The sequence below is a fragment of the Phaeobacter sp. CC-HEC084 genome, assembly GCF_059429255.1.
This window is the reverse complement of record NZ_JCAIJQ010000002.1, coordinates 1,669,139-1,693,648: the sequence shown is the minus strand read 5'-3', so window position 1 is coordinate 1,693,648 and position 24,510 is coordinate 1,669,139. Positions and strand designations below refer to the sequence as shown.

The 24,510-nt window shown below is 63.4% G+C and carries 18 protein-coding genes and 2 riboswitches; of the genes, 10 read left to right on the top strand and 8 right to left on the bottom strand.

Going from position 1 to position 24,510, the window contains the following annotated elements; all coding sequences use genetic code 11:
• Window positions 1-28: 28 nt before the first annotated feature.
• Window positions 29-997: a glucokinase gene (locus AC5SSZ_RS08435; RefSeq protein ID WP_495437843.1), complete on the top strand. Its 969-nt coding sequence runs from the start codon at window positions 29-31 to the stop codon at window positions 995-997.
• A gap of 54 nt (window positions 998-1,051) precedes the next feature.
• Here AC5SSZ_RS08435 and AC5SSZ_RS08430 read toward each other — a convergent pair whose 3' ends face one another.
• From AC5SSZ_RS08430 to AC5SSZ_RS08420, 3 genes are all read right to left on the bottom strand, one after another.
• Window positions 1,052-4,534, bottom strand: a complete 3,483-nt coding sequence (locus AC5SSZ_RS08430) for a translocation/assembly module TamB domain-containing protein (protein WP_495437842.1) — start codon at window positions 4,532-4,534, stop codon at window positions 1,052-1,054.
• Window positions 4,531-6,342: an autotransporter assembly complex protein TamA gene (locus tag AC5SSZ_RS08425; RefSeq protein WP_495437841.1), complete on the bottom strand. Its 1,812-nt coding sequence runs from the start codon at window positions 6,340-6,342 to the stop codon at window positions 4,531-4,533. The genes AC5SSZ_RS08430 and AC5SSZ_RS08425 overlap by 4 nt, the downstream gene beginning before the upstream one ends.
• A gap of 167 nt (window positions 6,343-6,509) precedes the next feature.
• Window positions 6,510-7,739, bottom strand: a complete 1,230-nt coding sequence (locus tag AC5SSZ_RS08420; protein WP_065273321.1) for a urate hydroxylase PuuD — start codon at window positions 7,737-7,739, stop codon at window positions 6,510-6,512.
• 139 nt (window positions 7,740-7,878) lie between these two features.
• Here AC5SSZ_RS08420 and AC5SSZ_RS08415 point away from each other — a divergent pair, with 139 nt between their 5' ends.
• Entirely contained in the window at window positions 7,879-8,814 is a 936-nt protein-coding gene (locus tag AC5SSZ_RS08415; RefSeq protein ID WP_347509131.1) for a LysR family transcriptional regulator, read from the top strand.
• Between the two features lie 12 nt (window positions 8,815-8,826).
• Here the strand turns inward: AC5SSZ_RS08415 and uraH are convergent, their stop codons facing one another.
• Window positions 8,827-9,183, bottom strand: coding sequence for a hydroxyisourate hydrolase (uraH, locus tag AC5SSZ_RS08410; RefSeq protein WP_274836855.1), 357 nt, complete (start codon window positions 9,181-9,183; stop codon window positions 8,827-8,829).
• 182 nt (window positions 9,184-9,365) lie between these two features.
• Between uraH and puuE the strand changes: the two genes are divergently transcribed.
• The 3 genes from puuE (at window position 9,366) to AC5SSZ_RS08395 (ending at window position 12,781) form a co-directional block, all read left to right on the top strand.
• On the top strand, window positions 9,366-10,781 hold the full coding sequence (puuE, locus tag AC5SSZ_RS08405; protein ID WP_495437840.1) for an allantoinase PuuE: 1,416 nt from the start codon (window positions 9,366-9,368) through the stop codon (window positions 10,779-10,781).
• The gene (locus AC5SSZ_RS08400; RefSeq protein WP_495437839.1) at window positions 10,778-11,266 is read left to right on the top strand and encodes an ureidoglycolate lyase; all 489 of its coding nucleotides are present in this window, start codon (window positions 10,778-10,780) and stop codon (window positions 11,264-11,266) included. The genes puuE and AC5SSZ_RS08400 overlap by 4 nt, the downstream gene beginning before the upstream one ends.
• Window positions 11,267-11,353: 87 nt before the next feature.
• Window positions 11,354-12,781, top strand: a complete 1,428-nt coding sequence (locus AC5SSZ_RS08395; RefSeq protein WP_274833812.1) for a uracil-xanthine permease family protein — start codon at window positions 11,354-11,356, stop codon at window positions 12,779-12,781.
• Window positions 12,782-13,055: 274 nt separating this feature from the next.
• Here the strand turns inward: AC5SSZ_RS08395 and AC5SSZ_RS08390 are convergent, their stop codons facing one another.
• The 4 genes from AC5SSZ_RS08390 to AC5SSZ_RS08375 all read right to left on the bottom strand — a co-directional run bounded on the left by AC5SSZ_RS08390 (window position 13,056) and on the right by AC5SSZ_RS08375 (window position 16,459).
• Window positions 13,056-14,042: a type I glyceraldehyde-3-phosphate dehydrogenase gene (locus AC5SSZ_RS08390; protein WP_495437838.1), complete on the bottom strand. Its 987-nt coding sequence runs from the start codon at window positions 14,040-14,042 to the stop codon at window positions 13,056-13,058.
• 121 nt (window positions 14,043-14,163) lie between these two features.
• A complete protein-coding gene (locus AC5SSZ_RS08385; RefSeq protein WP_274827877.1) occupies window positions 14,164-14,556 on the bottom strand; it encodes a hypothetical protein in 393 nt (130 codons plus the stop codon).
• Window positions 14,557-14,651: 95 nt separating this feature from the next.
• Window positions 14,652-15,482, bottom strand: a complete 831-nt coding sequence (locus AC5SSZ_RS08380; RefSeq protein ID WP_274833817.1) for a bifunctional allantoicase/(S)-ureidoglycine aminohydrolase — start codon at window positions 15,480-15,482, stop codon at window positions 14,652-14,654.
• Window positions 15,483-15,682: 200 nt separating this feature from the next.
• Window positions 15,683-16,459 carry an IclR family transcriptional regulator domain-containing protein gene (locus AC5SSZ_RS08375; protein WP_495437837.1) on the bottom strand — a complete coding sequence of 259 codons (777 nt, stop codon included), beginning with the start codon at window positions 16,457-16,459 and terminating at the stop codon, window positions 15,683-15,685.
• Between the two features lie 179 nt (window positions 16,460-16,638).
• Here AC5SSZ_RS08375 and AC5SSZ_RS08370 point away from each other — a divergent pair, with 179 nt between their 5' ends.
• From AC5SSZ_RS08370 to gcvP, 5 genes are all read left to right on the top strand, one after another.
• Window positions 16,639-17,955 (top strand): aromatic ring-hydroxylating dioxygenase subunit alpha, encoded by a 1,317-nt coding sequence (locus AC5SSZ_RS08370; protein WP_065273329.1) that lies wholly within the window; start codon window positions 16,639-16,641, stop codon window positions 17,953-17,955.
• 78 nt (window positions 17,956-18,033) lie between these two features.
• Entirely contained in the window at window positions 18,034-19,488 is a 1,455-nt protein-coding gene (locus AC5SSZ_RS08365; protein WP_495437836.1) for a glutamine synthetase family protein, read from the top strand.
• Window positions 19,489-19,570: 82 nt separating this feature from the next.
• Window positions 19,571-19,678: riboswitch (glycine riboswitch) on the top strand.
• Between the two features lie 3 nt (window positions 19,679-19,681).
• A riboswitch (glycine riboswitch) is annotated at window positions 19,682-19,750 on the top strand.
• Window positions 19,751-19,849: 99 nt separating this feature from the next.
• Window positions 19,850-20,989 (top strand): glycine cleavage system aminomethyltransferase GcvT, encoded by a 1,140-nt coding sequence (gene gcvT / locus AC5SSZ_RS08360; RefSeq protein ID WP_495437835.1) that lies wholly within the window; start codon window positions 19,850-19,852, stop codon window positions 20,987-20,989.
• 40 nt (window positions 20,990-21,029) lie between these two features.
• Window positions 21,030-21,389: a glycine cleavage system protein GcvH gene (gene gcvH, locus AC5SSZ_RS08355; RefSeq protein WP_065273332.1), complete on the top strand. Its 360-nt coding sequence runs from the start codon at window positions 21,030-21,032 to the stop codon at window positions 21,387-21,389.
• 110 nt (window positions 21,390-21,499) lie between these two features.
• Window positions 21,500-24,349, top strand: a complete 2,850-nt coding sequence (gene gcvP / locus AC5SSZ_RS08350; protein ID WP_495437834.1) for an aminomethyl-transferring glycine dehydrogenase — start codon at window positions 21,500-21,502, stop codon at window positions 24,347-24,349.
• Window positions 24,350-24,510: the final 161 nt, after the last annotated feature.

Sequence of the window (24,510 nt, the reverse complement as noted above, 5' to 3'; positions counted from 1 at the left end):
ACCGGGGCGCCCGAGGAGGCTGACAGGAATGGCATCGGATCTGACCGTATTGGTGGGGGATGTTGGGGGCAGTAATACGCGGCTGGCTCTTGCGGGGCCGGAGATTGGCGTGACAGGGCTCAAACATTTCCCGAACGACAGCTATTCCAGCCTGGATGAGGTTCTGGCCGCCTATTGCGCGCAGCCGGAACTTCCGCCCTTGCAGGGCTGCTGCCTGGCCGTGGCCGGCCCGGTTTATGGTGGAACCTACCGGCTGACCAACCGAGACTGGCATGGCACGGCGGCGGGGCTGGCTGAGAGATTGCCGCTGGAGCCCGGTGGCGGGGTCGATGTGGTCAATGACCTAGCCGCCCTTGGTCATGCGCTGCCAGTACTGATCCCCGGACAGCTGTCCTCGTTGCGCGCCGGGCGCCAGCAGGGAGAGCAGGCACTGGTGGCCGGTGTCGGCACCGGCTTCAATGTCTCGCTTTCGGCCGGGGGGAACACGATCGAGGCGGAACTGGGTCACGCCAGCCTGCCGGATCCGCTGGCGCAGGAGTTGGCACGTCTTCTGGGGCGTAGTCCGGAGGAATTCCCCAGCGTGGAAGAGCTGTTTTCCGGTCGCGGACTCGTGCGGCTGCACCGCGCCCTTGGCGGCGATCCCTCCGAAGGCGGGGCAGAGATCGTTGCCGCCTTTCAGGATGGCGAAGAACACGTCGCGCAGCGCAGCGTGCCTGCCTGGGCGCGGCTGCTTGGGTTGTTGGTCCGCGAACTGGTGCCTGCCTATATGCCGGGCCAGGGGATCTTCTTTGCCGGTAGCGTCGCCCGCGGGGTGCTTGGCACCGGTGCGCGCGGTGATTTTCTGGCGGCCTTTGCCGAACCGGGGGGCAAACTTGCCGCGCAATGCGCCACCACGCCCCTGTGGCTGATCACCGATGATGCTGCTGGCGTCAGCGGCACCGCCCGCTATGCCATCGAAGCAGCGCAGCGCCGGGGTGCCGCACCCGTTCGAGCGTAATCGGTCGGCTACCAACGCGGAGGGGAGAGTGTTGCCGGGTGCGGCGCCTGCCTGTCAGTAATCACGTTTGAAAAACAGGCCCAGACCGGATTCGCCTTCACTGTCGACCTTACCGCTCACCGTCAGGCTTTTGGACAGGTCAAGATTGATGCTCAGCTCGCTATCGCCGCGGGTGTTCACATCCACATCGGTATAGACGTTTTCGGAGATATAACCGCCCAGACCCAGTCGCCCGGCGCCAAGGCTGTCCAGGCCGACTTCGGCATCGTCGGCGCCGGTGCTTTGGCGCAGAGTGTCCTGAGTTTGCCCGCCCCGACCGCTCAGCTGCAGGGCCGAGGCCGCCAGCCGGGCCAGTGCCAGCGGCGACAGATCCTTGATGTTATCCCCAAAGAGCAGCAACGCCAGGGCTTCTTCGCTGGGGCGGGGCGGCTCGGAGGTGACCTTGATTTCCGGTGCATCGATCAGGCCCGAAATCTCCAGCGTGGCGCTGCCCTGTTCCGTCTGCGCCGAGGAGCGGAATTCAAGATAAGGAACCAGGTTGCCCAGCAGGGTGATCTGTCCTTCGTCCAGATCCAGACGCCGCCCCAGAATGTCGAAGGTGCCGCGGATCAGGCCGATTTGACCGGCGGGTGAGATCCGCGCTGTGCTGCCCCGCAGTTGAATGCGCCCGCCCAGTTCGGCGCGCAGGCCGCGCCCCCGGGCAAAGATCTTGCCTGGCGCATCGATCAGCACGTCCAGCGCCATGTTCGAACGGCCCGCGCTGCCGCCCGTGCTTTGCGCTGATGTGATCAGCCCAGCACGGGCGCGGGTGGCATTCACGGCGCCAGAGGCCCCGATATGAGAGATCGGCGGGATTGGCGCCGCAGTGACCGAACCGCCAGTGGCGTTGAGGTTGATATTGGTTTCACCCACGTCGATGCGCCCGGACAGGCGGCTGTTGCCGGTGAGCGCGCCGGTGAGGGCCAGCCGCCCGTTCAACTGGCTGTCATAGCTCAGATGATCGCTCATCAGCAGATCGAGGATCTCAATGCTGAGGTCTGCATTGAACGGCGGCGCCAGAGCCACCGGCCCGGAGACGCGCAGGCTGCCGCTGTCGCCGGGGCTGGCGGAAAGTTGTAGCAAGGCGCGCGCCTGCTGCAGGGTCACGGTGGCGTTGATATCATCGACGCGCTGTCCCGCCGATGGCAGGGCCAGTGTTGCCCCGGACGTGGTGATCGTGCCCGTAATGCTTTCCAGTGCGGGCGGGCCTTTCATGGCCAGATCGAAGCGGGCCGCGCCCTTGGCAAGGTTGGGCTTGATGAAGGGGTTCGCCCCCTCCAGACGCAGCTGACCGGTGGCGGCGATATCGGCCGCGCCGCTGGCCTCGCTAAAGGTGCCGGAGAGATCGGCGCGGGCCTCTGCAGGGGCTGTGGCACTGGCATTGATGCTCCAGACCCCGTCTTTGCGCTGCGCCTCGCCCTTGGCGGCCAGGACGCCCGGCAATTCCGGCACGAACCGCTGCAATTCGTTGAGCGCCGCATCAAATGTCAGATCGGCGCTGCCATCCAGCTGCACGGACCCTTCCAGATCCGCACGGGAGGAATGCGGTCCCTTGAGCCGTGCCTGGCCCGACAGGATGTCGCCATCGCGGGTCAGGTCCGCCGCAAGTTCCAGCGTGCCGGGCACCTCTGGCACCAGCTGTTCCAGCTCCATCAGGCGGGCGGTGAGGGAGAGCCGTCCGGCGGCGCTGTCCAGACTGCCGCTGGCAGTGGCAGACAGGGCGCGGCTATCTAGGTTGAAATCGTCGATCCGCAATCCGTCTGCGCCGCGCGCGGCTACAAGTTTCAGCGTGGTAGGACCGGTCATCAGCGCATCCAGCTGGGCGATATCCGCGCTCAGGTCCTGCGCCTGCAGGTTCAGATCCACGTCAAAGGCGCCGGAAAGAGGCGTGAACTGCCCGGTGAACAATGCCTGCACCGCGCCGCCCAGCGGGCGGCCCGCCAGCGCAGAGAACCGTGACAGGTCGCCAGCACCTGCACTGAGGTCCGCCGCCACCCGGAGACCGCTATCGAGGCCGGAAAACGTGGCGTCGCCTGCGGCGCGGTAGTCGGAGCCGCTCAGCGTCAGGCCGGTCAGCGACAGCGCATCCGGCCCGTCTGTGGTGAGAGTGGTGACAAGCTCCAGTTCGCTACCGGTTGCCTGTGCCAGCGCCGGATCGCGCGGCGCGAAATCGCGTAGGGCCAGACGTAGATCTCCGACAAGACCTGCCGGGCCGGTGTCATCTGCTGCGCTCTTGAGGGTGCCGGAGCCGTCAAGGCGCAGTTCCCCAAGGCGCATCTGCGGATGGCTGAGCTGGTTCACCGTTCCGGCGACGCTCCATGCGCCATCGGTGGTCTTGCGCGCGGTGAGATCTGCCCCGGCAAGGGTCGTTGCCGCGCCGGGGACGGGCAGGACGACGGCGGCTTCTCCTGACGGGGGCTGGATTTGGACCTTCAGGTTGGCGGTATCAAGGTTGCCGGTGGCGCCGGTGGCAAGCGCGCCGGTCACGCGCAGGGCGCGGGTGCTGAGCGCGAGCGTATCAAGCGCGACACCGCCTTCGGCCCCGGTCTGACCACGAGTCACCAGCCGCAGGCCCGGACCAAAGAAGGGGCGGTAGTCGGGCAAGAGAAGCGGATCGATATCGCCGCCCAGATCAGCCGAGAAGGCGATCCCGCTGGGGCCTGCGTCCTGTTCGCTCTCGGCATCCTGCAGCGCAGCCAGAACGACCTGACCCGAAAGACGTTCCTGTCCGTTGCTGCTGAGCGCGATATCCGCTTTGAAATCAGTGACCGGGCCACTGCCCTTTGCGGTGAGGCCAAGGGTCGGGCGACCGGGCAGTGCCAGGACGGTGGAGAGCAAACCGCCTGCGGCCTCGGTCAGGGACAGGTCCAGATTAATTTGGCGGGTCTGATCGGAATAGCCTGCCACCAGCGACAGCCGGTCGCCGGGCTTGTCCAGCCGCGCCGTTTCGAGCCGGGTCTGCAGCGCGCCATCGGCCAGGCTCAGTGCCCCCGTGACGGAGAGGCTGGCGGATTGGCCAAGCAGGTCTTCGCCAAGATCCACGCGGCCTGCGCGGATCTCACCCAGTTCAATCGCGACGGGCAATTCGGGCAGACGGAGTGGGGTGGCTTCCGGGGTGGGCAGCTCCGGGTCTGCGGGCACCGGTGTCGGGCTGCGAACCACGGTGATGCTCTCGGCGCTGAGGCTGTTGACCGAAAACCGCCCCTGCAGAAGGGCCAGCCGGTTCCAGTCCAGTTTTGCCTCTTCGATGGTGAGCCAGACGCCATCATCATCCGCGACGGTCAGCCGTTCGATCGTGGCTTGTGAGGACAGGGCGCCAGTGAGGCCGGTCACGGTGATATAGCGACTGTCGGCAGACAGGGTGTCTTCGAGGAACCCCACCAGCATGCCGCCGCTGTCGCTTTCTGTTTCCTGAGCGCCGGAGGGACCGACGGCAGCGGTGAGCGACAGGGCCGCAGCCAGGCAGCTGCCGCGCGTGAGGGTGCGGGTACTGGTCAAAACGCCTGTCCTATGCCGATGTAGAGTTGTGGCCCATCGTCGCTGCCGCCGGTCACGGGATAGGCGAGGTCGACCCGGATCGAGCCGATGCCCGACACGTTGTAGCGCAGGCCCAGCCCGGCGCCCGAGTGGCTGGCCGAGTCCGACGACACGAAGCTATCCGCATCGACGTAGGCATGGTCGTAAAAGCCGACGAGTGAGATTTTCTCTGTGATGCGGCCGCGCAGTTCCGCGGACAGGGCCAGATAGCCCCGGCCGCCTGCGGTCTTTCCTGCGACGGGCACGCCAAGGGATTGATATTCATGCCCGCGCACCGACCCGCCGCCGCCGGAGAAGAACAGCAGCGTCGGAGAGACCCCACTGTGCGAAGGACCAATGACCGAGCCGAGCTGCGCCCGCCCGGCCAGCACGATCCGGTCATCGGCGCCAAACCCATGATAGGTCCGGGCATCCAGCGTGATCTGCGCACCGGGATCGCTGCCATCGACACCAAAGAAAGGCGTAAAGCGGCCACTCAGGAAGCGGCCACGGGTGGGATCCACCGTGCTGTCGCGTCCGTCATATTCGGCGCGCAGGCTGGCGAAAGCATATTTGAAACGCCGTTTGCCAAAGGCGTCCGTGGCGAGGATGGAATCGAACCCGACAGTGCCTTCGGCGAAGAGCGTGTCGGAAAACACACGCCGAACCCCGATGCCGCCCATGCCATGGGTGGCGGTGAAATGCTCCTGATCCAGACGCTCGGCTTCGGCCAGGTAGAAAATATTGTCATCGGGGCCGAGCGTGGCAGGCCGGTCCAGACGCACAGCGATGCGCCCGTCGATATCGCTGCTGCCGCCGATGCCGCTGACGCGGGCCTCGAAGCGTAGTTTTTCGGCGGCGCCGAACAGGTTGCGGTGCATCCAGCTGGTGGTGAGCGTCACCCCCTCGGTGGTGCTCAGCTCGGCGCCGAAGGTCAGCCTGCGGGGCGGCATGTCTTCCAGCGTTACGTTCAGATCAAGCGTGCCATCGGTGTTGGCGCGCTCGGCCTCTTGCAGCGAGACCGAGGAGAAGGCCCCGGTGCGGCGAAGGCGCGTCGCGGATTTCGACATCAGATCGGGGTGATAGACTTCGCCTTGCGGGAAACCTGCGATCTTGCGGATGGCGTCTTCGCGGACGGCGCTGGGGCTGAGAATCGTGGTCTTGCCGAACCGCAGCTGCGGACCGGGCTGCAGCCGCAGCCGCGCGTTCAGCGTGGCGCTGCGATGATCTGCGGTGATGTCCTGCCCGCCAAGGGCGACCTTGGCATGCCCCTGCCGCCGCCAGGCGCGGATCCCGGCATTGGCTGCATCGCGGATGGCACCGGTGCTGGCGGGGGCGCCGCTGGTGAACTCGTCCGGCAGCTTCATATCGCTGGTCTTGGGCCAGGGACGAACCTCGGCCGCACCAAAGGTGAATCTGCGCCCCGGTTTGACCGAAATCTCGATCCGGTCGATGCGGCTGGGCGGTGTCACGGGATCAATCGCCGCTGCCTCGCGTCCATCAAGGCGAATATTCACCACCGGCGCGAAATAGCCCGCATCATACAGAACCTGCACCATGGTGCGGTAATCCGACAGCGCTGCCGCTAGAAGATCCTGAACGTCGCTCTGATCTCTTGTGGCCAGAACCGCAGAGGCGCCTTGCAGACGCGCGGTCAGATCATCCGGCGCACCGGGAGCCACCAGCAGAGTTTCGGCGGCCTCAGCAGGAGCGGACAGCAGGCAGCCGCAGACCAGCAGGCCCGACGCCAAACGCCGCAAGGCAAAGCGTGATTTCGGTTTTGAGTACATCAAGGCTCCGGGCAGCGGCAGGGGGCGGGCGTGCCCCCCTGTCGGCGGAAAACCTAGCACAGCAACAGCCGAGGTAAAGCCGGGATAGGTATCATCGCAGGAGCGGATCGGGCAGGTGGCGGATTGGTGCGCACATAGGCATGCCGCCCGCCATCAGAAGGCGCGGATCACATCTGCGCGGCGCGGAACCAGCGGCGGATCGCGGCACGGTCTTCGGGTTCCATATAGGTGATATTGGCCGGGGGCATGGCATGAGTGACGCCTGCCTGCAGGTAGATTTCGCGGGCGCGGCGGGCCACGTCGCGCTCGGTTTCCAGAACCACGCCCTTGGGCGCTGTGCGGATGCCGTCCCAGAAAGGTTCGCGCGCGTGGCACATGCTACAGCGGCCCATGACGATCTCATGCACCTCTTCGAACCCTGCGGCCTCTGCCATCACCAGGGCGGTGCCTTGGAGTGCCGCCTCTTCCTCAGCATCGCCTTCGTGCTCCAGCCCGGCAGTGGACAGGATGATCACCCCGAGGAACAGCAGGAACGTGGCCAGCCAGGTCCAGGTCGGGTTGCCTGCATTGGCGTGGCGGGTGTTGAAATAATGCCGGATCGTCACCCCCATCAAGAATACCAGCGCCGCGATCAGCCAGTTGTATTCACTGGCAAAGGCCAGCGGATAGTGGTTCGACAGCATCAGGAAGATGACTGGCAGGGTCAGGTAGTTGTTATGGGTCGAGCGCAGTTTGGCGATCTTGCCGTATTTGGCATCGGGGGTGCGCCCTTCCTGCAGGTCCTTCACCACGATGCGCTGGTTCGGCATGATGATGAAAAAGACATTCGCGGTCATGATGGTGGCGGTAAATGCCCCCAGATGCAGCATCATGGCGCGGCCGGTGAAAACCTGATTGAGTCCCCAACCCATGGCCACCAGCAGTACGAACAGCAGTACCATCAGCAGGGTAGGGCGCTCGGCCAGACCGGATTTGCACAGGCGGTCGTAAACGAGCCAGCCAATCGACAAGGTGGCGGCAGAGATCGCGATGCCCTGCCACAGGGACAGATCCGCCTTGGACTGGTCGATGAGATAAAGCTCACCCCCGGCCCAGTAGACCACCATCAGCAGCGCAAAGCCGGAGAGCCAGGTGGAATAGCTTTCCCATTTGAACCAGATCAGATGCTCCGGCATCTCGGCCGGGGCCACCAGGTATTTGCGGATATGGTAGAAGCCGCCGCCATGGACCTGCCATTCCTCGCCATGGGCGCCGGGGGGCAGATCCGCGGCCTTGCGCAGGCCCAGGTCCAGCGCGATGAAATAGAAGGACGAGCCGATCCAGGCGATCGCGGTGATCACATGCAGCCAGCGGATGGCAAAGCCCAGCCAATCCCACATCATCACGAGTTCATACATGCGCAAACGCCCCTATTGTCTTTGCTTTCTGGTCTCAGTCCGGTCTCTGGTCCTTACCCTAGGCAAGGGGGACATTCTTCGGTATTGCAGATAAAATCCAAGCTGTATCAAAAATTCTGGAATAATATCGGCCCCGTCCATGTCTTACCTCGACAATATCCGCACCTTTGTGCGTGTCTATGAACTTGGCTCCATGTCGGCGGCGGGGCGGGATCTGCGGATCTCTCCGGCTGTTACTTCGGCACGGATTTCCCAGCTTGAGGATTATCTGGGCGTTCGTCTGTTCCAGCGCACCACCCGCAACCTGACCGCGACCGAGCAGGGACAGGTGTTCTACAGTGGCGCGGTCACGGTGCTGGACGCGGTAGATCAGGCCGAGGCCAAGGTGATGCATCTCACCGATGCGCCGCGCGGCACGCTGTTCGTAGCGGCGCCTCTGGGACTGGGGCGGCGATTGGTTGCGCCTGCGGTGCCGGAATTCCTGGCGAGCTATCCTGAAATCAACCTGCGCCTGCGCCTGTCCGACCGGGCGGTGGATCTGACCACCGAAGGGCTGGATCTGGCCTTTTTTCTAGGCCAACCCGAAGACAGCACCCTGCGGATCCGCAAGATCGCCGATTGCCGCCGGGTTCTAGTTGCGGCGCCGGAGTATATTGCTCGCTGTGGCATGCCAAAGGACGGGGCGGCACTGATCCGAGAGGGGCACAATTGTCTCAACCTGCGCTATCCCGGTGCCAGCGAGTTCCAGTGGATGCTGCAAACTCCGGAGGGGCCGCAGCGTTTTGCCGTCTCCGGGCGCTATGAATGCGATGATGGCGATGTGCTGACCGATTGGGCTCTGGCTGGTGAGGGGATCGCCCTCAAACCCGTGTTCGAGGTGGCGCCGCATCTGGAGGCCGGGCGGCTGGTGCCGGTTGCAACCGCGACGCCGCCGGTGCCGGTGCAGATGGCCTGTCTTTACACCCACCGGCGCCATCAGGATCCGAAAACCCGGCTGTTCATGGATTTCATGACCGAGCGTATGGCGCGGGCGATGCGCCAGACCGAAACAGGCGCCGAGGATCCCGGCGCCTGACCGATGCGGCGTTCAGCTGCCACGGTAGGTGGAATAGCCATAGGGCGATAGCAGCAGCGGCACGTGGTAATGGGCCTCTGGATCGCTGATGCCAAACCGGATCGGCACGATATCGAGGAACAGTGGCTCCTCTGCGGTCTGACCGGTGGCGCGCAAATAGCCGCCTGCGTCGAACTCCAACTCGTAAGTGCCGGTCGCAAACTCCCCCTGTGGCAGGATCGGGCTGTCGGTGCGTCCATCCGTGTTGGTCTGCATCTGCGCCAGCTCGGTCCGGGTGCCACCTTCGACACGATAAAGCGTGATCGAAAGCCCCTCGGCCGGGCAGCCGCGGGCGGTATCCAGAACATGGGTGGTAAGGTATCCGGTCATTGGCAGTTCCTTCGCTATGTCTGTTCTTCCTGCACCAAGCGCGAGAGTTGAGCAAATGGCGCCGGATTGACAGTGTTTTCGGGAAATTTTGATAAAAGGGCCAGGTCTTCTGCCATTATAGAGGTTATGCTTGCGGTTGCCTGCCAAAGTGGCGGGCGACATCAACAAAGAGACAGCAGACCATGAACAGATATCCGCGCAATATGATCGGCTATGGCGCCACCCCTCCGGATGCAGCCTGGCCGGGCGGTGCGAAGGTCGCGGTGCAATTCGTGCTGAACTATGAAGAAGGCGGCGAGAATTGCGTGCTGCACGGGGATGCTGCGTCCGAGGCCTTTCTGTCGGATATCGCCGGGGCCGCGCCCTGGCCGGGGCAGCGGCACTGGAACATGGAGTCGATCTACGAATACGGCGCCCGCGCCGGGTTCTGGCGGCTGCACCGGATGTTCACCGGGGCGAATATCCCGGTCACCATCTATGGCGTCGCCACCGCGCTGGCCCGCTCCCCGCAGCAGGTGGCTGCGATGAAGTCCGCCGGGTGGGAGATCGCCAGCCATGGGCTGAAATGGGTCGAGCACAAGGACATGCCCGAGGCAGAGGAACGCGCCGCGATCGCCGAGGCGGTGCGCCTTCATACTGAGGTGGTCGGAACCCGCCCGCGCGGCTGGTACACCGGGCGATGCAGCGCCAATACCGTGCGGCTGGTCGCCGAAGAAGGCGGGTTCGACTATATCTCGGATACCTATGACGACGATCTGCCCTATTGGCTTGAGGTCGGTGAGCGGGACCAGCTGATCATTCCCTATACGCTGGAAGCCAACGATATGCGCTTTGCCACCGCGCCGGGCTACATCACGGGCGAGCAGTTCTTTCAGTATCTGAAGGACGCCTTTGATGTGCTCTATGCCGAAGGAGAGGCCGGAGCACCCAAGATGATGTCGGTGGGTCTGCATTGCCGTCTGATAGGCAGGCCGGGCAAGGCCGCAGGGCTGAAGCGGTTCCTTGATTATATCCAAGGATTTGAGGGCGTCTGGTGCCCGCGCCGGGCCGATATCGCCGATCACTGGGCAGAGACCCACCCGCACAAGCGCTACACGCGTCCGAGCCAGATGGAGCGGGAAAGCTTTGTTGCGGCCTATGGCGGCATCTTCGAGCATTCCCCCTGGATCGCCGAGCGGGCCTTTGATCTGGAGCTGGGACCGGCGCATGACACGGCACTGGGGCTGCACAATGCCTTGTGCCGGATGTTTCGCTCCGCCAGTGAGGCTGAGCGTCTGGGCGTGTTGACCGCCCACCCGGATCTGGCCGGAAAGCTGGCCGCCGCGAAACGCCTGACCGCAGAAAGCACTTCAGAACAGGCCAGCGCCGGGCTGGACGCGTTGACTGACGCTGAGCGGGAGAGCTTCACGCAGCTCAACACTGCTTATGTGGAAAAACACGGTTTCCCCTTCATCATCGCCGTGCGCGATCACGACAAGGCGTCAATCCTGGCGGCCTTTGAGCGGCGGATCGAAAGCGACCGGGATACCGAATTTGCCGAGGCCTGCCGTCAGGTTGAACGGATTGCCGAATTCCGCCTGAAGGATCTCCTGCCATGAGCCAGATCATCGAGATCGCGCCGATCAGCGTCGAGGCATTCGCACCGTTCGGGGATCTGATCGACATTTCTGGCGCGCCCGACAAGATCATCAATCAGGGCCTCTGCGGACGCTATCACGACCGGGCAAATATGGATTTTGCGGACGGGCGCGCGGGTCTCAGCCTGTTCAACGCCGAGCCGCGCAGCCTGCCGATGCGGCTGGAAATGGTGGAGCGCCACCCGGAGGGAAGCCAGGCCTTTATCCCCATGGGGGGGCAGGGTTTCCTTGTGGTTGTTGCCCAAGATTTGGGCGATGCGCCGGGCAGGCCGCTGGCTTTTGAGACAGAACCGGGTCAGGCCATCAATTTCCACCGTGGCACCTGGCACGGCGTGTTGACGCCGCTGTGCGAACCCGGCCTCTTTGCCGTGGTGGACCGGATCGGTCCCGGCGCAAATCTGCAGGAACACTGGTTCGATACCGCATATGAGGTGAGGCGCCCCTGACGGGCGCCTCGTCTGTTTTCAAGCCCACCCGAAAAGAGGTGGCACCAACAAAAATACCAACAGATCCAACAGAAGAGGGAAATGAAAATGGCAGATGGTTCCATCGGAACGGCAGCAGAGCTGCGCGATCCGAATTACACGCCGCCGCTGACCCAGGCGATACCGCTGGGGATCCAGCATGTGCTTGCGATGTTCGTGTCCAATGTGACGCCGGCGATCATCGTCGCCGGGGCGGCGGGTTTCGGGTTTGGTTCGAACTCGCCCGACTTTCCCGAGCTGTTGTACATGATCCAGATGTCGATGCTGTTTGCCGGGGTGGCGACGTTGCTGCAGACGATCACCCTCGGCCCGGTTGGCGCCGCGCTTCCGATCGTGCAGGGCACCAGTTTTGCCTTTCTGCCGATCATGATCCCGCTGGTCGCGGGCAAGGGCGTCGATGCGCTGGGCGCGCTTTATGGCGGTGTCCTGATCGGTGGCCTGTTTCATGCGTTGCTCGGGACGGTGATCGGCAAGATCCGTTTTGCCCTGCCGCCGCTGGTGACTGGGCTGGTGGTGACAATGATCGGCCTGGCGTTGGTCAAGGTCGGCATTCAGTACGCGGCAGGCGGCGTGCCTGCCATTGGCAAGCCGGAATACGGCTCGCTCTTGAACTGGTCGGCCGCGTTGATCGTGATCTTTGCCACCTTGGGGCTGAAATTCTTTGCCCGTGGCATGCTGTCGGTTTCGGCGGTGCTTCTGGGGCTGATCGTGGGCTATATCTACGCGCTGATGGTCGGCATGGTGAGCTTTGAGGCCATCGGAACCAGCTGGTCGCGCGCATCGGCCTTTGCCTTGCCGGTGCCGTTCAAATACGGGTTCGAGTTCTCCTTTGCCGCGATCCTGGGTTTCTGCCTGATGGCCTTTGTCTCGGCTGTTGAGACCGTGGGTGATGTCAGCGGCATCACTCAGGGTGGCGCCGGGCGCGAGGCCACCGACAAGGAGATCGCCGGAGCGACCTATGCCGATGGTCTGGGCACGGCGGTTGCGGGGATCTTTGGCGGGCTGCCGAATACATCTTTCAGCCAGAACGTCGGCCTTATCGCCATGACCGGCGTGATGAGCCGCCATGTGGTGACCTGCGGCGCGATCTTTCTGATCATTTGCGGCCTGGTGCCCAAGGTCGGCGCCATTATCCGCACCATTCCGATCGAGGTGCTGGGGGGCGGCGTGATCGTCATGTTCGGCATGGTGGTCGCGGCTGGCATTTCGATGCTGTCCGATGTGGACTGGAACCGGCGCAACATGGTGATCTTTGCAATCTCCCTGTCGGTGGGGCTGGGGCTGCAGCTGGAACCCGGTGCGGTTCAGTATCTGCCCGATACGCTTCGGATCCTGATGACCAGCGGCCTACTGCCTGCGGCGGTAATCGCCATCGTGCTGAACCTGGTGCTGCCCATGGAACTGCCCGGCAGCGCCACCGAGGAAGTTTCTGGCGGCATGTCCGGGCATGGTCAGGGCAGCCTCGGACACGACTGATCCAAGTCCCAAGGATTGGCGGGGGCTCTCCCGCCCGTCCTGCGATCATCCTGTGATGATCTGGTCCCGTTGGGCCGGGCGCCGTGCTGCCGCGCGGCGCTTTTCTTTTTGCTGAGAGGTGCCTGAAGGGCAGGTCTGCCTTCAGGCACCTGCGCCATTCTATCGGTCTGGTTTCGGCCTCAAGGGGAGCCCGCGCCAAGGCGCGGCAGCTGCGCTGCCCTTGACCCCGAAGCCAGACCTTGGGAGCGGGGCCAAGATCGGGCCGGGGATGAGGTCAGCTTTGCGCCATCAGCCGGGCCACATCCAGCATGCGGGCGGAAAAGCCCCATTCATTGTCGTACCAACCGAACAGACGGATCTGCCGGTCTCCGCACATCCGGGTTTCCGGCGCTGCGATTACCAGTGATTCCGGCCGGGCCCGCAGATCCGAGGAAACCAGGGGCAGATCGGTCCAGCCCAGCACCGGAGAGCCTTCGACGGCTTTCTTCAGCGCGCTGAGGGCGTCAGTTTCGCTGAACGGGGTTTCAAGGCTAGCCACCAGATCGACGGCGGAAACACTGGCGGCAGGCACCCTGACGGCAGCACCGCTGATCCGGCCCTTCAGCTGCGGCAGGACCTCGTCGATCAGGTGAGTGGCCGAACTGGTGGTTGGCACCATCGACATTGCCGCCGCCCGAGAGCGGGCGAAATCGCCGCGGGGCGCATCTACCAGCGGCTGCGAATTGGTGTAGCAGTGGATCGTGGTCATATGGGCGGCAGCAATGCCCGCGAGCTCATCCAGCAGGCGTACCAGCGGCGCCAGGGCATTGGTGGTGCAGGAGGCGTTGGAGACGATGCGGGCGTCTGTCAGCCTATCCTCGTTGGCGCCCAGAACCACGGTGCGTTCGGCGGCGGGGGAGGGGCCGGAGATCAGCACCTTGCGCGCGCCCGCCTGCAGACCGCGTTGCGCCACGTCCGAGGTTCGGGCGATGCCGGTGCATTCGAGAACCACATCGACACCGGACAGATCGACCTCAGTCAGGTCCGCTGCATGGCTGACCGGGATAGTGCGCCCCATCACGTGCAGGCTGGCTTCTCCTGTCTCCACCGGCGCGGGGAAGGGGCCGAATGTGCTGTCGTATTGGAACAGGTAGGCGCAGATATCGAGCGGTGCGATATCGTTGATCCGGGCGATCTCGATGCTTTCGGATCCGGGCAGTGTCAGGATCTGGCGCAGGATGGTGCGGCCAATGCGGCCAAATCCGTTGATGGCAATTTTCATGAATTGTTCTCCGGCCTCGGAAATGGAGCGGCGCAGCCGGTCCGGATTGGGGCGATGAATATCTGGATGGGAAGGCAAAAGGGAGCGAGTGGCAGGCGCCGTGCGGCGTCGCGGTGCGCGGTTACCGCGACCGGCAGACCAGATCGGCGTAGTAGACGCCGGAGATCGTGCGCAGCATGCTGTCGCGGCGGACGGTGCAACCGGTGGCGGCCTTGTAGGCGCGCGCAGCCTGACGGGCGCTGATCATTGCAGGCGGGCGGAAGGCCTCCAGCTTGCGGTTCAGCCGCTCGGCCCGGTAGCGACCGGTGCCATCGCCGACAGGGCTGACGATCCAGGTGCGACCCAGAATTGTAACCTGACTTCCCTGCACCTTCTCCCCGGCCGCGGCGGGTGTGGGGGGCAGCGTCAGCATACCCGCGCCGAGCGTCGCGCAAAGCGCCAGAGTGGGAACCGTTGTGCGGCGGCTGAAAACAAGGCGGGCAAGGGTGCGGGCCGGGGCAAAAGCAAAAGTCATCGGACTGCTCCTGAAGGCAAAGACGTACTCGCAGCCTAGCGTCGCGGCTGCGGTTTGCAATGGGGCGTCCGAGGAAAAGCCGCCGACCCGGCCGTTCAGCGCAGGGGCGTGAGCGGCATATGGCGGTTCACATCCTTGTAAAGCAGGTAGCGGAACCGGCCCGGTCCACCCGCATAGCAGGCTTGTGGGCAGAAAGCGCGCAGCCACATGAAATCACCGGCTTCCACCTCGACCCAGTCCTGATTGAGCCGGTAGACTGCCTTACCCTCCAGCACATAGAGCCCGTGCTCCATCACATGGGTTTCGGCAAAAGGAATGGTGCCGCCGGGTTCAAAGGTAACGATGGTCACATGCATGTCATGGGAGAGGTCTTCGGGATCCATGAAGCGCGTGGTGCCCCAGCGCCCCTCGGTTCCAGGCATCATATGGGGCGACAGATCCTTTTCATTGACGGTAAAAAAGGCAGGCGCGGTCAGGCCCGGTGCGGACTGCCACTGTTTGCGGATCCAGTGGAAGGAGGCGGTGTCTGCGGCCGGATTGCGCAGCGACCAGTCGCTGCCCGGGGGCACATAGGCAAACCCGCCTTCCTCCAGCACATGCGCGGTGCCGTCGATGCTGAGCTCGACCTGGCCAGCGGTAACAAACAGGCTGCCCTGCGCAGCCGGATCGGTTTCCGGGGTGTCAGACCCGCCGCCCGGTTGCAGCTCGACGATATACTGAGAGAAGGTTTCGGCAAACCCGCTGAGCGGGCGTGCGATCACCCACATGCGCATGCCCTGCCAGCCCGGCAGGACCGAGGTGACGATGTCCCGCATGGTGCCCTTGGGGATGACCGCATAGGCATCGGTGAACATGGCCCGGTCTGTCAGCAACTGGTCCTGCCCGGGGTGCCCGCCTGTGGGGGTGAAATAGCTGCGCTCTGTCATGGTGCCGCCGTCCTTTGTGAGGCTCTGATGGGGCGCGGTTGTCCTGCCTGCCACTGTCAGGGCAGGCGGTTACCGCGCGTCAGGAGCGACTATGAGCTGATGCGCGTGCGGGTCCAAGATGCGCCGTGGTAAAAACATTGTTCAATAATTTTTGAATATGCATCCCGGAACCGGCGTCCCGGGATGCGAGAGGGCGTGGATCAGAGACAGTCCACCGCCTTGGACTGGCGCAGGTCGGCGGCGCAGAGTTGTAATCCCTGCAGCAGATCACCGGTGTCGGCCTCGGGGGTGTTTCCGCGCGGGACGGAGGCGCCAACCACGATCGGAGTTTGTCCCGGAACGGAGACGGGCACCGCAAGGCCAAGGATGCCTGGTTCGAATTCGCTGTCGGTCAGGCACCAGCCCTGACGACGGGCGAGGTCGACCTGATTGGTGATGTCTTCGGGGTGGGTCAGGGACTGCTCCGTATGGCGCGGTTTATCCGCGCGCGCGACGGCTTCGCCCGCCTCCTCGGGCGGTAGGCAGGCCAGAAGCATCCGTCCGAGACTGGTGTGCAGCAGCGGGATATGCGCCCCCGCAGTAAAGCCGTAGGTGACCGGTCCTTGATCGACGGTGGATTGTGCCAACAGCAGAACCCGGTCCTGATCCAGAATGCACAGGGTAATGCCGACCTCCAGCTTGCGGGCATGCTGGTTCAGCACCGGCTGAACCCGGTGGCCGAACTGGTTGGCCTGCAGGAAACCGCCCGCGAGCGCCAGAACCCGCGGCGTCAACGATAGCATGCGGCCGTCCTGCCGCAGATACCCGGCCTGCACCAGTGTCAGGGCCCCCCGGCGCGCAGTTGCCCGGTCCTGTCCGCTGCGGCGCGCGATTTCGGCCAGGGTGAGGCTGGGTGTTTCGGCGTCAAAGGTCGCCATGACGGCCAGACCCTTGGCAAAGCTGGATGAAATGTTCCGGTCCTGAGGAGGTTTGTTCATTCGAAGTCCCAAAGAAGCCGCTCGCCATAAGGGGAACAGGTCTTGACACCGATCCTCAGGCTGCGCAGTAATTGTGCGTATCAACATATATTGGTGCGTATTTCGAACTTCGTCAAGTCACTCGTTGCAGCCTGTTACCTTCGGTTCGAATTATTGCAGACAGGAATAAGGATCCCGCCATGATCAGCCAGGAACTCAACGACAGTCTGACCCGCGTCGGAAAGGGGAGCGATGCCGGAGAGGTACTGCGCCGCTATTGGCAGCCTGCGGCGCTCTCGGATGAACTGCAGCAGGGGCGCCCGGTGGTGCCGGTGCGTCTGCTGGGTGAGGATCTGGTGCTGTTCCGCGATACCGAAGGCAAGCTCGGCCTCATCGGGCGGCACTGTCCGCACCGGGGCGCAGACATGTGCTATGGGCGGCTTGAGGATAACGGTCTGCGCTGCCCCTTCCATGGCTGGCATTTCAACCGTTCGGGGCAATGCGTCGAGCAGCCGGGTGAGCCGGAAGGCAGCCGGATGCACGAGAAGATCCAGACCGCGTCTTATCCCGTCGTTGAAAAGAACGGTATCGTCTGGGCTTATATGGGGCCGGGTGAGCCGCCGGAATTCCCCAACTTTGACTGTTTCCGGGCACCCGATACGCATGTTTTTGCCTTCAAGGGCCTGTGGGAGTGCAACTGGCTGCAGGCGATGGAAGTGGGGATCGACCCGGCGCATGCCTCTTTCCTGCACCGGTTCCTGCAGGACGAAGATCCCGCCGACAGCTATGGCAAGCAGTTCCGCGATAAAGCGGGCAACACCGAAATCCCGATGACCAAGTTGCTGCGCGACTATCCGCGCCCGGAAATTCAGGTGGAAGAGGCCGATCACGGGCTGAAAATCACCGCCCTGCGCCACATGGAGGATGGCCGCAGCCACGTGCGGGTCACCAACCAGATCTTCCCCGAGGCGATCTGCATTCCGATGAGCCGGGAAATGACCATCACCCAGTGGCACGTGCCGATCGATGACGAGAACTGTTATTGGTATTCGATGTTCACCAGCTTCGACAAACCGGTGAACAAGGAGCTGATGCGCGAACAGCGCCTCAAGGAACACGTGCTGCCGAGCTATGCGCCCAAGAAGAACAAGCGCAACGAATACGGCTATAACCCGGCCGAGCAGGAAAGCGAGACCTATACCGGCATGGGGCTGGACATCAACGTGCACGATCAATGGGCAGTTGAGAGCATGGGCGCCATTCAGGACCGCACGCAGGAGCATCTGGGCAAGTCGGATGTGGCCATCATCCGCTACCGTCGTATGCTGCGGGCAGCGATTGCGGCCGTCAAGGAGGGCCGCGAAGCGGATCTTCCGATGGCGGGCGGACTGGACCTTGGCAGCATTTTCGGGCCTATTTCCAATGACTCGATCGCCCAGGACGGCGATTGGCAAAAGGCGGCGGAAGAGGCTGACGATGCGCGCCGCGGCCAGTGCTCCTGGGATGCGAGCGTCTGAACCGTCCCGGAAGCAACGCAACACCACAGCCAGCACCGGCCCCGGTAGGGTCGGATGCATAGCGATGAAAGAGGCGAGATGGCCGAAGATATTTCCACAGGCAAGCTGGCCCGTCTTGGCCTCTTGTCCGATGCATGCCGCGCTGAGGCGGCGGATCTGCTGCAAAGGGTCAGGTCAGAGGGTATAGAAACCGTCCGGGTTCTGTTTGCCGATCAGCACGGCATCCTGCGTGGCAAAACCATCGTGGCCGACGCCTTTGACAGCCTGTTCTCTGCGGGGCTCAATGTGCCTTCGACCCTGCTGTTGAAAGATACCTCGCATCGCACCGCCTTTCCCGTCTGGAGCGAGGCAGATGACGGTCCTGCCAACCTGATGCAGGGGGCGAGTGATGTGCTGCTGGTGCCGCGCCCGGAGACTTTCCGCGTACTGCCGTGGTCGTCGCATTCGGCCTGGATCCTCTGCACGCCGGTGATGCGCGATGGCAGCCCGGTTCCCTTTGCCTCGCAAACCGTGCTGCAGACGGCGGTGGATCGGCTGGCCGGGCAGGGCATGGCTGCAACATTGGGGCTGGAGGTGGAATTTCAGGTCTTTGAGCGGACCAGCGATGCCCGCGAACACGGTCAGTCGGGCATGCCTGGTGCGCCGGTTGAGACCCGCAATCTGGCGCAGGGGTACCAGTATCTGACTGAAACCCGCTACGGCGAAATGGAAAACGTGCTGGATCTCATCCGTCGCAACGCGCAGGGGCTGGGGCTGAAGGTGCGCTCGGTCGAAATCGAAATGGGGCCAAGCCAGGTCGAGCTGACCTTTGCGCCTGCCGATCCGGTGACGCAGGCGGACGCGATGGTGATGTTCCGTACCATGGTCAAGGAAGTATGTGCCCGCGAAGGATTGCACGCCAGCTTCATGGCCAAGCCGCGGCTGGAGAACGCGATGGCCAACGGCTGGCACGTGCATCAGTCGCTGCAGGATATCGCCACGGGCCGCAACCTGTTCATGCCACAGGCGGATGGCAGTCTCAGCGCCGAGGCGTCGGGCTGGATTGCCGGGCTGCTGACCCATGCGGAGGCTTCGTCGCTGATGATCGCACCGACGGTCAACAGCTACAAACGCTATATGCCGTTCCAGCTGGCGCCGAACCGGATCCAGTGGGGCGCCGACAACCGCGGCGCCATGCTGCGCGGGCTGATGGCGCCCGGCGATCCCGCGAGCCGGATCGAAAACCGCGCGCCGGACAGTTCCGCAAACCCCTATTACGCCTTTGCCGCGCAGCTGATCGCGGGCGGCGATGGAATTGCGGCGGGGCTCAAGGCGCCGTTGCCCACGACCTCTCCCTATGGCGAGGGGGCGCAGGAATTGCCGAAATCGCTGGGCGCGGCGCTGGCGGCATTCGAGGCAGGGAGCGATCTGTTCAGTGGCGTTCTGGGGGAGGGCTTCACGGGGTATCTGTCCCATCTCAAGCGCTTCGAATGGGATCGTTACCTGAACACCATCAGCGAATGGGAACAGGCCGAATATTTCAACCTGTTCTGAAATCGGCATCAAACTTCCTTGAAAGCGACAGTATTGCTGCCGTTTGCGTCTTGAACGGCAGGCGGCGCGCTGTTAGCTTCGGGGCGCGCAGACGGGAGAACCGCAGCGGAGCGGAATCACCTCGCTCCAACCGGTGCCGAAGGAGCAACCGCCCCGGAAACTCTCAGGCCAAAGGGACCGCCTGCGCAGTAAACTCTGGAGAGACCCCGGCGTAGGTACCGGGGCGCCGAAGGGATAGCGATCTCAGGCGCAAGGGACAGAGGGGGCATCGAAGTGTGCAGTCGAAATCTGCGCAGAACTTGGATGCCGGACCCATTCGAACAGATGGATCGGACCGGCCGTGACAACGGGACGGACACGCATGTCTGATGAAACCACGTCTGATTTGAAAAAGACGCCTTTGTTTGCCCTGCATGAAGAGCTGGGTGGCAAGATGGTGCCTTTTGCCGGGTATCTGATGCCGGTGCAGTATCCCATGGGCATTATGGGCGAGCACAAGCACACCCGCGCCAAGGCGGGCCTTTTTGATGTCAGCCACATGGGGCAGGTGATCCTGACCGGCGAGAGCTATGCGGCGGTGGCCGAGGCATTCGAAACGCTGGTACCGATGGACGTGCTGGGCCTCAAAGAAGGGCGCCAGCGCTATGGTCTGTTCACCAACGATCAGGGCGGCATCGAGGATGATCTGATGTTTGCCAATCGCGGTGATCACCTGTTCGTGGTCGTGAATGCTGCCTGTAAAGAGGCCGATATCGCCCGCATGAAGGCGGCGCTGGAACCGGCCGTGACTGTTACCCCCATTACTGACCGCGCGCTGCTGGCGCTGCAGGGTCCTGCGGCCGAGGCGGTTCTTTCGGTGATTGCGCCTGCCGCCGCGGACATGAAATTCATGGATGTGGCCACGCTGGATGCAGATGGGGTCGAAATCTGGGTCTCCCGCTCGGGCTACACGGGCGAGGATGGCTATGAGATCTCCGTACCTGCAGACCAGGCCGAAGCGTTTGCCCGCCGCCTGCTGGCGCAGGCTGATGTAGAGCCGATTGGCCTTGGCGCGCGGGACTCCCTGCGCCTTGAAGGCGGTCTGTGCCTTTACGGCCATGACATTGACGCAGAGACCCGCCCGGCGGCGGCCTCGCTCACCTGGGCCATCCAGAAGGTGCGTCGCCCCGGCGGCGACCGCGAAGGTGGTTTTCCGGGCGCCGCGCATGTCTTTGCCGAGATGGCAGAGGGGCCGACCATGCGCCGCGTGGGCCTGAAACCCGAAGGTCGCGCGCCGATGCGCGAAGGGGTGGAGCTGTTTGCCGAACCCGAGGGCGGCGCGCCCATCGGCAAGATCACCTCTGGCGGCTTTGGCCCCACCGAGGGCGGCCCGGTGGCGATGGGATATGTCCCTGCGGACATGGCCACGCCCGGCACCCGTATCTATGGCGAGCTGCGCGGTAAACGCGCGCCTGTCACCGTTGCAACGCTGCCTTTCGTGGCGGCCAACTTCAAGCGCTGAAACAGAAAAACAGGCGCGTTTGTTCAAAGGGAAAGTGGACATGAAATATACCGAAGAACACGAGTGGCTGCAGGCCGAAGGCGAGATCATCACCGTGGGCATCACCGCCCATGCGGCTGAACAGTTGGGCGATGTGGTGTTCGTCGAACTGCCCGAGGTCGGCAGCGAAGTGACCAAGGACGAAGAGATCGTGGTGATCGAATCCGTCAAGGCCGCCTCGGACATCCTGTCGCCGCTGGACGGCGAGATCGTCGAGATCAACGAAGCCATCGCGGATGAGCCGGGCAAGGTCAACGAAGACCCCGAAGGCGAAGCCTGGTTCTTCAAGATCAAACCGTCCGATCTGTCTCCGATGGACGATTACATGGACGAAGCCGGTTACAAGGCGTTCATCGGCTGATTTCTCATTCCCCGCCGCCAGATCCGGGGGCGGGGAACCACTGCGCTGTGCGAACGGGCCTGCCCGAATGAAAGGGGTTTGCCTGAAACATGAACCTGAAGGGGTGCCTCATGTCTTTTGAACCGACGGACTACCTGCCGTATGACTTTGCCAACCGCCGCCACATCGGCCCGTCTCCCGAGGAGATGGACGAGATGCTGCGCGTCGTGGGCGCCGACAGTCTGGATGCGCTGATCGACGACACCGTTCCGGCGTCGATCCGGCAAAAGGCTGCGCTGGATTTTGGTCGCCCGCTGTCCGAGCGCGAGCTGCTGTTCCACATGCGCGAAGTCGCACAAAAGAACAAGGTGATGACCTCGCTGATCGGGCAGGGCTATCATGGCACGGTGACCCCGCCCGCGATCCAGCGCAACATTCTGGAGAACCCGGCCTGGTACACCGCCTACACCCCCTATCAGCCGGAAATCTCGCAGGGTCGGCTTGAGGCGCTGTTGAATTTCCAGACGATGATTTCCGATCTGACCGGTCTGGAAATTGCGAATGCCTCGCTTCTGGATGAGGCGACTGCCGCCGCCGAAGCGATGACCATGGCGCAGCGGGTTGCCAAATCCGAGGCCAAGGCGTTTTTCGTCGACCGCGACTGCCACCCGCAGAACATCGCCGTGATCAAGACCCGCGCCGAACCGCTGGGCATCGAGGTGATCGTCGGCAATCCGGAGAAGATGGACCCCGAGCAGGTGTTTGGCGCCATCTTCCAGTATCCCGGCACCTATGGTCACGTGACCGATTTCACTCCCCATATCGAAAAGCTGCACGCGCACAAGGCAATCGCCGTGGTCACTGCCGACCCGCTGGCGCTGACGCTGCTGAAAGAGCCCGGTGCCATGGGCGCCGATATCGCTGTCGGCTCGACCCAGCGGTTTGGCGTGCCGATGGGGGCAGGCGGGCCGCACGCGGCCTATATGGCGACCAAGGACGCCTACAAGCGCGCGATGCCGGGCCGGATCGTCGGCGTCTCGGTCGATGCCCATGGCAACAAGGCATACCGCCTGTCGCTGCAGACCCGCGAACAGCACATTCGCCGCGAAAAGGCGACCTCGAACGTTTGTACCGCGCAGGCGCTGCTGGCTGTGATGGCCTCGATGTATGGTGTTTTCCATGGTCCCAAGGGGCTGAAGGCGATTGCACAGCGTATCCACCGCAAGACCGTACGTCTGGCCAAAGGGCTGGAAGAGGCGAACTTCAAGGTCGATCCCAAGGTGTTCTTTGACACCATCACCGTCGATGTGGGCCCGCTGCAGGCGGCAGTCCTGAAATCCGCGGTCGACGAAGGTATCAACCTGCGCCGCGTTGGTGAGACCCGGGTTGGCATCACGCTGGATGAAACCACCCGTCCGGAAACCATCGAAGCCGTCTGGCGCGCCTTCGGGATTGTCCGCAAGGATGACGATTTCACCCCGGAATACCGGGTGCCGGAGAACCTGCACCGGACCTCGGACTACCTGACCCATCCGATCTTCCACATGAATCGGGCTGAGACTGAGATGATGCGCTACATGCGTCGTCTTGCGGATCGCGACCTGGCGCTGGACCGGGCGATGATCCCGCTGGGCTCCTGCACCATGAAGCTGAACGCTGCCGCGGAAATGATGCCGCTCAGCTGGCCCGAGTTCGCCCATATCCACCCCTTTGCCCCGGCTGATCAGACCGAAGGCTATGGCGAGATGGTGACGGATCTGTCCGACAAACTGTGTCAGATCACCGGTTATGACGCGATTTCGATGCAGCCGAACTCCGGGGCGCAGGGCGAATACGCCGGTCTTCTGACCATCGCGGCATATCACCGGGCGCGCGGCGAAGGGCACCGTAACATCTGCCTGATCCCGGTGTCTGCGCATGGCACCAACCCGGCCTCGGCGCAGATGGTCGGATGGAAGGTCGTGGTGGTGAAATCGGCCGAGAACGGTGATATCGACCTCGACGATTTCCGGGCCAAGGCTGAAAAGCACCGCGACAACCTTGCGGGCTGCATGATTACCTATCCCTCGACCCATGGCGTGTTCGAGGAAACCGTGCATGAGGTCTGCAAGATCACCCATGATCTGGGCGGTCAGGTCTATATCGACGGCGCCAATATGAACGCCATGGTCGGCCTGTCCCGTCCCGGTGATCTGGGCGGCGATGTCAGCCACCTGAACCTGCACAAGACCTTTGCCATCCCGCATGGCGGCGGCGGCCCCGGCATGGGACCGATCGGTGTGAAATCGCACCTGGTCTCGCACCTTCCGGGCCATCCCGAAACCGGCGGCGAAGAAGGTCCGGTGTCGGGTGCGCCCTTCGGGTCGGCCTCGATCCTGACCATCAGCTGGGCCTATTGCCTGATGATGGGGGGCGCCGGTCTGACCCAGGCAACCCGGGTTGCGATCCTCAACGCCAACTACATCGCCAAGCGGCTCGAAGGGGCTTATGACGTCCTGTATAAGGGACCCTCGGGCCGCGTCGCGCATGAGTGCATCCTGGACACGCGTCCCTATGCGGACAGCGCTCATGTCACCGTGGATGATGTTGCCAAACGTCTGATGGACAGCGGTTTTCACGCTCCGACCATGAGCTGGCCGGTGGCTGGTACCCTGATGGTGGAGCCGACGGAATCCGAAACCAAGGCCGAGCTGGACCGGTTCTGTGAGGCCATGCTGTCGATCCGCGAAGAGATCCGCGACATCGAGGAAGGTCGTATCGACGGGGAGAACAACCCGCTGAAACACGCGCCGCACACGATGGAGGATCTGGTCAAGGATTGGGACCGTCCCTACAGCCGCGAACAGGGCTGCTTCCCGCCGGGCGCCTTCCGCGTCGACAAATACTGGCCACCGGTCAACCGGGTCGACAACGTCTATGGTGACCGCCATCTGATCTGCACCTGCCCGCCGCTGGAGGACTACGCCGAAGCGGCAGAGTAAGGAGCGGTCTTAATTGAAGAAGGACAGCGGGCCCCATTCGGGGCCCGATTTCTATTGGCGGATTGCCTTCGGCGGCCGGCTATCTCTGTTTGCGCAGGAATGCGTTAATCCGCCAAAGAGACGTAAGTGTTCAAAGTGTGGCTTGTTTCGGAAATATTATT